At 54.8% G+C, this 8,269-nt stretch carries 9 protein-coding genes; 3 read left to right on the forward strand and 6 right to left on the reverse strand.

The genetic code is table 11. The features are described 5' to 3' along the window. The 3 genes from FBQ85_22415 to FBQ85_22425 all read left to right on the forward strand — a co-directional run. A partial coding sequence (locus tag FBQ85_22415) for a peptide-methionine (S)-S-oxide reductase (protein ID MDL1877895.1) occupies positions 1–377 on the forward strand: 377 nt, incomplete at its 5' end. 771 nt (positions 378–1,148) lie between these two features. Then, entirely contained in the window at positions 1,149–1,478 is a 330-nt protein-coding gene (locus FBQ85_22420) for a DUF3467 domain-containing protein (GenBank protein MDL1877896.1), read from the forward strand. A gap of 53 nt (positions 1,479–1,531) precedes the next feature. Continuing rightward, positions 1,532–2,128 carry a DUF2911 domain-containing protein gene (locus FBQ85_22425; protein MDL1877897.1) on the forward strand — a complete coding sequence of 199 codons (597 nt, stop codon included), beginning with the start codon at positions 1,532–1,534 and terminating at the stop codon, positions 2,126–2,128. Between the two features lie 128 nt (positions 2,129–2,256). On the opposite strand, the gene FBQ85_22430 is transcribed toward FBQ85_22425, so the two are convergent. The 6 genes from FBQ85_22430 to FBQ85_22455 form a co-directional block, all read right to left on the reverse strand. Further along, positions 2,257–3,174, reverse strand: coding sequence for a sugar kinase (locus tag FBQ85_22430; protein ID MDL1877898.1), 918 nt, complete (start codon positions 3,172–3,174; stop codon positions 2,257–2,259). 113 nt (positions 3,175–3,287) lie between these two features. After that, entirely contained in the window at positions 3,288–4,964 is a 1,677-nt protein-coding gene (locus tag FBQ85_22435; GenBank protein ID MDL1877899.1) for an arginine--tRNA ligase, read from the reverse strand. Between the two features lie 36 nt (positions 4,965–5,000). After that, positions 5,001–5,348, reverse strand: coding sequence for a ribosome silencing factor (gene rsfS / locus FBQ85_22440; GenBank protein ID MDL1877900.1), 348 nt, complete (start codon positions 5,346–5,348; stop codon positions 5,001–5,003). Between the two features lie 77 nt (positions 5,349–5,425). Continuing rightward, on the reverse strand, positions 5,426–6,613 hold the full coding sequence (waaF, locus tag FBQ85_22445) for a lipopolysaccharide heptosyltransferase II (protein MDL1877901.1): 1,188 nt from the start codon (positions 6,611–6,613) through the stop codon (positions 5,426–5,428). A gap of 15 nt (positions 6,614–6,628) precedes the next feature. Then, complete coding sequence (locus FBQ85_22450) at positions 6,629–7,567, reverse strand: SDR family oxidoreductase (GenBank protein ID MDL1877902.1); 939 nt, start codon at positions 7,565–7,567, stop codon at positions 6,629–6,631. Positions 7,568–7,593: 26 nt separating this feature from the next. Continuing rightward, positions 7,594–8,269: FAD:protein FMN transferase (locus FBQ85_22455; protein MDL1877903.1), on the reverse strand; the 676-nt coding region annotated here is incomplete at its 5' end.

Genomic DNA, 8,269 nt, shown 5'->3' on the forward strand with positions numbered 1-8,269 from the left:
ACAAGCTCTCCTACGAACAGCTTCTCAAAGTTTTCTTCGCGACCCACGACCCCACTACCAAAAATCGTCAGGGTAACGATGTGGGGCCGCAGTACCGTTCGGCAATTTTCTACGCCAATGAGCAAGAGAAAGAACTGGCCGCGGCCTTTATTCAGGATCTCACGGATGCCAAAGCTTTTTCAAAGCCGATCGTGACCACGTTGGAGCCGCTCACCGGTTTCTATCCGGCGGAAAGCTACCACCAGAACTACGTGTGCTACAATCCCAGTCAAGCCTACGTGCGCATGGTGGCCATGCCCAAGGTTGAAAAAGTGCGGGAGAAATTTCAATCGCTGCTGAAAACAAAGTCGCCTTTGGAGACGGGCGGCAAGAGGTAGGTTGGGACTTGAGTTCTACACTGCGGCCGTTCATTCGGAAACCAATAGCGCGCCGGTATGCAACTCCGTTAGGCGTGGAAAATTTATAACAAGTGTCGTGTCTAGATGATCTTCAACTCCAAAGATGCGGCATGTAGATTTCTTCGAATTGGCGCGGGTTGTATGGTGAAAATTAAACCTGTCACTCCCGCCGGAGTCTTTAAGACAGCTTGTTAAACGTTACTACCTGAATTTTGCATTGTATTCTGGCCTATACTCGCCGGTGAATGAATCCACAGGCTAATATGTGAAAGTCGCATGAATGTGACTCTTACCCGTTGGCTGAAAGCCGTCTTCAGACGGTTTACATATCTTAGCCTGCGATTTCAATCGCAGGCAACTTTTGTGGGTGGAGTTTAAGGCTGCTCGAAGAGCTGCGATTTCCAGCTTGTCCGCAAATCGGGGTATCTGCTTAGGCCGGGACAATTGGGTGAAGTTCTATTAATTTTCGGAATTATTTTCTTCCCTGATGTTTTCAGCTATTCCACCAGCATCATTTTCCTCGAAAGCACTTATCCTTCCTGATGTGCGGGGGTCGCTTCCACCAGCAGGCGATAAATATAAATGGCGCTCGCCGCCTTTTTGCCAAAATCATCCCGGCCATCCCAAACCACTGATTTAAATCCTTCCCCCCTGAAATTCGTTCACCAGGGTGCGGACTTCTTTATAATTTGTTTGACTCTCAACGCCAAAATCGGTATCGTTCAACAAATTTTTATTGGAGCCTCGTGCATGAGTAATAATATTCAACCGCAACAACAAATCAACATCGAGCTGGGCGAAAAAGAGGCGGAAGGCATCTACTCCAATCTCGCCATCATCAATCACACGCCCGCAGAGTTTGTGATCGATTTCGTGCGGCTCTTTCCCGGCGCGCCGAAGGCGCGGGTGCAGGCGCGCGTCATCATGACGCCGCAACACGCCAAATCATTCGTGCGCGCGTTGCAGGAAAACATCGACAAGTATGAAGCCTCGTTTGACGAGATCAAAGTCTTTGGCGACCAGAAACCCAAGGATTTCGGTTTTAAGCCGCCGGTGGAACCCGGTGAAAATTCCAAGTAAAAAAAAACAACCAACGTATCATTTTCACCTTCAAATCTGAGGAGATTTTTTCAATGAAGCTGTTTTTTCGACTGATGCGAGCGGGGTTGTTGAGCATGGCCATGCTGACCTTGATCATGTGCAGCAAAAGTGAACAGCCGCAAGCCGAGCCTGCGGCAGAGCAACCGGCGGCAGAAGCGCCTGCGGAAGAAAGCAATCGCGGCACGGCAAGCGCCACTTTTGGCGCGATGGCGGTGAGCATCGATTACGGGCGGCCGCAATTGCAAGGCCGCGACATGCTGGCGCAGGCCACTGACGGCATGGTGTGGCGCATGGGTATGAACGAAGCCACCGAAATCAAAACGGATGCCAATCTGCACTTTGGCGAAACCGTGATTCCTGCCGGCAGCTATTCGTTGTGGATGAAAAAAGTGGCGGGCGACAACTGGGAGCTCATTTTCAACAAGAAAACCGGCATCTGGGGACATGAGTATCCGGCAGCCGATGACCTGGCAGCGGTTCCTCTGACCATGTCGACGACTCCGGAATCTGTAGAGACGTTCACGGTTGAACTTGCGGCGAACAGTGAAACCGAAGGCACGTTGACCGCAAAATGGGGCACGAGTGTGCTGTCGGCAAATTTCGAAGTGAGCGCCGCCGCAGAAAATTAAGTCGCTGGCGAGCCGTTGCCGCGCCGCTCTTGTTCAAGAAGCCTGAGCGCAAATAAAAATCCCGCCGAGAAAATGAAACACTTTCTCGGCGGGATTTTTTTATTCTCACAAATTGCCGCAGGCACAACTCATTCCCACGGCTTGGTAAAGCGCGTCATGGTGTGAAAGTCTGTGAAGCGCGAGCTGATTTCCGATTGCTCAAGATGGCGAATGCGCCCCAGGCTGAAATCTTCCACCACAAAACTGGCGAACGTGCTGCCGTAAATGACGGCCTGCCGCAGCGTTTCATCGCTGATTTTTCCGGCGTGCGCCAAATATCCCATAAACCCGCCGGCAAAGGTATCGCCCGCGCCCGTCGGATCAAACACATTTTCGAGCGGAAACGCCGGCGCCCAAAAATATTTTCCGCCGGAAATCATGAGCGCGCCGTGTTCGCCTTTTTTGATGATGATGATCTTCGGCCCCATGTTGTGAATCTGGCGCGCGGCTTTGACGAGATTCGCTTCCGAGGCAAGCTGGCGCGCCTCCGAATCATTGACCAGCAGCACGTCGACGCGTTTTAACACTTCCCCGAGTTGTTGCGGCGTGCGTTCGATCCAATAGTTCATGGTGTCAAGCGAAACCAGCTTGGGAGTCGTCGCCATTTGATTCAACACTTCGAGCTGAAGTTCCGGCCCAATGTTGCCGAGAAAGACGAACGGGGTATCGCGATATTTGGGCGGCAACGCCGGCTGAAACGACTCGAATACGTTCAAGTGCGTGAACAAGGTATCTCGCATGTTCAGATCGAGATGATAGCGGCCGCCCCAACTGAAGCTTTTGCCGGGTTTGATTTCCAGGCCGTCAAGGTCAATGCCGCGTTGCCGGAAGAATGCAATTTCGGCTTGCGGAAAATCTTCGCCGACCACGCCGACCATGCGCACACCGGTAAAATAACTCGCCGCCACGCCGCAATAAATTGCCGTGCCGCCGATGACATCCGTGGCTTTGCCGAATGGCGTCTCCACCGTATCCAGCCCAAGCGATCCCACGACCAGAAGACTCATGCTCAATACCCTTTCGAAATGCGATCACAATTCAATCCCTGAACAACAAAATCCCACCCGCCAGGCCTGGGGGGTGGGAAATCGCGGCAAAAAGATTGTCGATTTTTTAAACACTACATGCGCTCGGGCGCACTCACGTTCAACAGGCGCAGCGCATTTGCCAGTACTGTACGCACACCTTCGACCAATTGCAGGCGGGCTTGCGTCAGTGCGGCGTCGTTTCCAACCACGCGATGTTTCTGATAAAAATGATGAAACGCCGAAGCGGTTTCCTGCAAGAAGTTTGTGACGCGATGCGGTTCCAAAAACTTTGCCGCTTTCGACACCACTTCCGGAAATTCCGCCAGCTTTTTCATGACCCCGATTTCTTCCGCTTTTCTCAACAGGCTTAAATCAGCGCCAGCTCCGCTCACGTGTGCCTGCTCAGCGGCGTAATGAAGAATATTGCACACGCGTGCATGCGCATATTGCACGTAGTACACGGGATTCTCGTCCGTTTGTTTCTTGGCGAGATCGAGATCGAAATCCATGGGCGTGTCAAGCGTGCGCATCAAAAAGAAATAGCGCGCGGCATCGACGCCGACTTCTTCGAGCAACTCGCGCATCTCGATGATTTTCCCCCGGCGTTTCGACATTTTGACCGTTTCACCGCCGCTCAGCAGATTCACTTGTTGAATGATCAAGACTTCGAGGCTGCCCGAGGGATAACCGAGCGCCGTCATGGCGGCTTTCATGCGCGCCACATGGCCGTGATGATCCGGCCCCCACAAATCATAAAGCTGCGTAAAACCGCGCCGGAACTTATCCATATGATAGGCGATGTCGCCCAGAAAGTAAGTCGGTTCGCCGTCTTTTTTGACCAGCACGCGATCCTGCTCATCGCCGAAGCGCGCCGAACGAAACCACACGGCGCCGTCTTTTTCGTAGCTGCCGCCTTTTTCTTGCAGCAATTGCAGGACGTCGTCTTCCCGCCGGCTGTCCAGCAAACTTTGTTCGCTGAACCAGACATCATATTGCACGCGAAACTCGGCCAACGTTTGGCGCTGCGCGGCAATCATACGTTCGAGTCCGATGCGGGTAAATTCGCGGCTGCGTTCGTCTAGTGACATAGACACAAAGCGATCGCCGAATTCTTTATACAACGCCACGGCAAGATCTTTGACATACTCGCCGTGATAGCCGTCTTCCGGAAACGGCTCTGCGATCCGGAACAAATCCATATAGCGTGAGCTGATCGAATAGCCCAGCGCTTTCACGCGCTGGCCGGCGTCATTGATGTAATACTCGCGCGTGACTTGCGCGCCGGCAGCTTGCAATAAATTCGCCAGCACGTCGCCGATGGAGGCGGCGCGCGCATTCACGACGTTCAGCGGCCCGGTAGGGTTGGCGCTCACGAATTCGATGTTAATTTTTTGATTGTGCGCCCAATTGCTTGTGCCGAAGGTGTCGCGTTTTTTCAAAATTTCGGCGAGCGTGTTTTGCCAATATCGCGGGGTCAGGCGAAAATTGATGAATCCCGGGCCGTCGATGGTGATCGTGTCGATCACCGCGTCATCATATTGCAACGCCGCGGTCAATTCTTGCGCCAGGATTTTGGGCGATTTTTTCAGCGCCTTGGCCAAATTCATCGCGATCGGTGTGGCAAAATCGCCAAAGCCTTCTTGCCGGGGGCGGTTGATGACGATGGCTTCGGCGTGATCGCGCGGTTCGCCGGCGCCGGCAGGCCAGCCAAGGGTTTGCAGGGCGCGTGCGATGATTTCTTGAAGATATTTTTCTGCGTCGATTATCATATAAGATCACTGGTTGCTTGTTGTCTTGACAGGCTTTTATTCATCTCGAAACTCTTCGACGTCGGCGTCGCCCCACAGGCGTTCAAGGCCGTAAAACTCGCGCACCTCGGGTTGAAAAACATGCACGACGACGTCGATATAATCGATCAAAACCCAGCGCAGATTCTCGCGGCCTTCAATATGCCAGGGTTTGACCTGCCGCAGGGCCAGTTGTTCGACGATGTGATCGGCAATCGCCTGCACGTGGGTATCGGTGTTGCCGGTGCAGATCAAAAAAAAGTCGGTAATGCTGGTGAGCTTGCGCAAATCGAAGAGCTTGATCTCTCCGCCTTTCTTTTCCAGCGCGCACTGCGCTGCTTGCACGGCAAGCTCATGCGACGCCAGGACGTCGCGCGTGCTGCGCCCGTTTTCGCGTTCGTGCGCGCCGGGCGATTTGACTTTTTCAGGGATAGTGAACCTCCTTAGCAATCATGCAACTCTTCTGCGCTGCGCGCCAGCCGCAGCATGTGTTGCAACTCCGCCAGAACCAGCGCCGGTGTCAGCTCGCGCATGCAGCGAAAATGGCCGGCCGGGCACGCGTCATAACCAAGATGACTGCACGGACGGCAGGCCAGCGTTTGGTTTTCCAGCACGCGCGAGTGGGCGCGCTGCGGAAAAAATCCCAGCTCGCGCGTCGTCGAGCCTGCCAGCATGAGCACCGGCGTTTTAACCGCCTCGGCAATGTGCATCAAACCGGAATCGTTCGCCACCAACAAGCGGCTGCGCTTGATGAACACCGCTGAGGCCAGCAAGGAACAACAGCCGGTGAGATCGATCACCTTGCCGCCGGCAACGGCGTTGGTGATGGCGCGACCGGCCTCAGCATCTTGCGGCCCGCCCAAAATCACGAGGGCAAAATCAGAATAGTGTTTCGCAAGTTGTACCGCCAACTCTGCAAAATATTCCGCCGGCCAGCGTTTGGTGAAATAACCTGCGCCGGGCGCCACGGCGAGCAGCGCTTGCCCACGAGAAATTCCATGCTGCTGCGCGGCGCGTTCGGCTTCTTGTTCATGTTCCTGCGCCCAAAACAACTCCGTGCCGGCGCCATCATCGGCCACATTCAATTCCGCGGCCGCGGCCAGATAGCGTTGATAGATCGGCATGGCCTGCCGCATCGTGTTCAGCTTGAGCTTGACGTAAAGCCCGCGCCGCCATACATGTTTTTGATAGCGCAATACACGCCGGGCCCGGCAGGCATGAACCAAAAAGCGCGACCGAAAATTCTTGTGTAGATCGATGGCAATGTCATAGCGCGCGTTGCGCAGGGTTTGGCCCAAATGCCACAACCCAGTCAGTCCCGCTGCCGGTTCGATCACATGCACGGTGTCGATGTTCGGGTTATGTTCCAGCAACGGCGCAAAATCAGCCTTCACCACGAAATCGATGGCGGCGCGCGGGAAGCGCCGGCGCAAGACGCGCATCAACGGCGAAGTCAGCACGATATCGCCAATCGAACTCAAGCGCAAAATCAAAATTTTGCCGGGGTCTTTCACGGCTTTATGCCGATTTCGCATTGCCGCAACACGCAAGTTCCGGAGTGAGCCCCGGCCAAGCCGTGACGGCCTTCTCCCCAAAATACCTGAGGCGACGGCCAAGCCGTCGCCGAGCATGCGTCACCCGGGAATTCATGCTATGCCTTTTTGTTTGCGAAACCATGCAATCGTGCGCGTTAAACCGTCTTCAAATTCCACCTGTGGCTGCCAGCCGAGCAACTCGCGGGCGCGCGTGATGTCCGGCTGCCGCGTTTTGGGATCATCCTCCGGCAGCGGCTTTTCCACGATTTTGCTCATGCTGCCGGTCAATCGAATAATCGCCTCCGCCAGCGCGCGAATGGTCATTTCGTGCGGATTGCCGATGTTGACCGGCTCGTGATAATCCGACATCAACAGGCGATAAATGCCTTCAATAAGATCATCGACATAGCAAAAGCTGCGCGTTTGCGAGCCATCGCCGAATACGGTAATCGGCTCGTTGCGCAGCGCCTGCGGCACAAATGCGGGAATGGCGCGGCCGTCATTCGGGCGCATGCGCGGGCCGTAGGTGTTGAAGATGCGCACGATTTTGGTGTCAACGCCGTGCGTGCGATGATACGCCATGGTCAACGCCTCGGCAAAGCGCTTGGCCTCGTCATAAACGCCGCGCGGGCCAACGGGATTGACGTGGCCCCAGTAATCTTCGCGTTGCGGATGTTCGAGCGGGTCGCCGTAGACTTCCGAAGTCGAGGCCAGCAAAAACGTCGCGCGCATGTCTTTCGCGAGGCCCAGAGCCTTGTGCGTGCCGAGCGCGCCGACTTTCAGCGTTTGAATCGGCAATTGCAAATAATCCATCGGACTCGCGGGCGAAGCAAAGTGCAATACATAATCGATCTCACCGGCCAGATAGATGTATTCGGTAACATCATGCTTGATGAATTTGAAGCGCTCGCTTTGCAAATGTTCGATATTCGCCGTGGAGCCGGTGAGCAGGTTGTCCATGGCAATCACTTCGTGGCCTTTTTTTAAGAAGTATTCACAAAGATGAGAACCCAGAAAACCCGCGCCGCCGGTGATGAGAACTCGACTCATGCTGATGTCACTCCCAGGCTGTCGTGCTAGTTGTTTGCCAAAACTTCCAGTTTCTTCTTGAAATTTTCAGTTGCGCGCCAGCGCAGCTTGCCGTTTTGTTTGAAAATTACCAGGGCCTCAAGACGCTCGGCTTTTTCAGCCAGTGAGATGCCGTGTTCCGGCCCCAGCACAAACACGGCTGTGGCAAAGGCATCGGCAATCATGGCGGTAGGCGCGACGACGGTCACGCTCAACATTTGCGTGCCAGCGCTGTCGTTCCACGCCGGATAGCCGGTCTTCGGATCGAGAATGTGATGATAGCGCCGTCCGTCATGCTCGAAGAACCGTTCGTAATCGCCGCTGGTTGCCACCGCACCGCCGTCCACTTTGAAGCGTGCAAAAAACTGATCAGCCTCACGCGGATGCCGCACCCAAATGTAGCGCCGCCCGGCCGTAAGCGGTGACGATTTCACACGCAGATCGCCGCCGGCTTCGACCAGCACATCATGAAATCCGTGCTGTGCCAGTGTCTGCCAGCCGCGATCAATGGCATAGCCTTTTGCGATGCCGCCGAGATCGATTGCGGCATGATCTTTTGTGAAGCGTATGCGTGTCGAGGGCGCGTCCTCATTTCCCGCGTGTTCTAATTTCAAATGATGAAAGCCGACGGCGGCAAGCTGCGCCTGAATTCTCTCTGCCGCCGGCACATGCAGCGAGTCCGTG

The organism is Cytophagia bacterium CHB2 (assembly GCA_030263535.1).
Classification (GTDB): domain Bacteria; phylum Zhuqueibacterota; class Zhuqueibacteria; order Zhuqueibacterales; family Zhuqueibacteraceae; genus Coneutiohabitans.

What these genes read in the sequence shown, in the direction of transcription:
- FBQ85_22425 (MDL1877897.1), top strand. Translation starts at nt 1,532, where the DNA reads ATGAAGCTGTTTTTTCGACTGATGCGAGCGGGGTTGTTGAGCATGGCC.
- FBQ85_22430 (MDL1877898.1), bottom strand. Translation starts at nt 3,174, where the DNA reads ATGAGTCTTCTGGTCGTGGGATCGCTTGGGCTGGATACGGTGGAGACG.
- FBQ85_22420 (MDL1877896.1), top strand. Translation starts at nt 1,149, where the DNA reads ATGAGTAATAATATTCAACCGCAACAACAAATCAACATCGAGCTGGGC.
- FBQ85_22450 (MDL1877902.1), bottom strand. Translation starts at nt 7,567, where the DNA reads ATGAGTCGAGTTCTCATCACCGGCGGCGCGGGTTTTCTGGGTTCTCAT.
- waaF (MDL1877901.1), bottom strand. Translation starts at nt 6,613, where the DNA reads ATGCTCGGCGACGGCTTGGCCGTCGCCTCAGGTATTTTGGGGAGAAGG.
- FBQ85_22435 (MDL1877899.1), bottom strand. Translation starts at nt 4,964, where the DNA reads ATGATAATCGACGCAGAAAAATATCTTCAAGAAATCATCGCACGCGCC.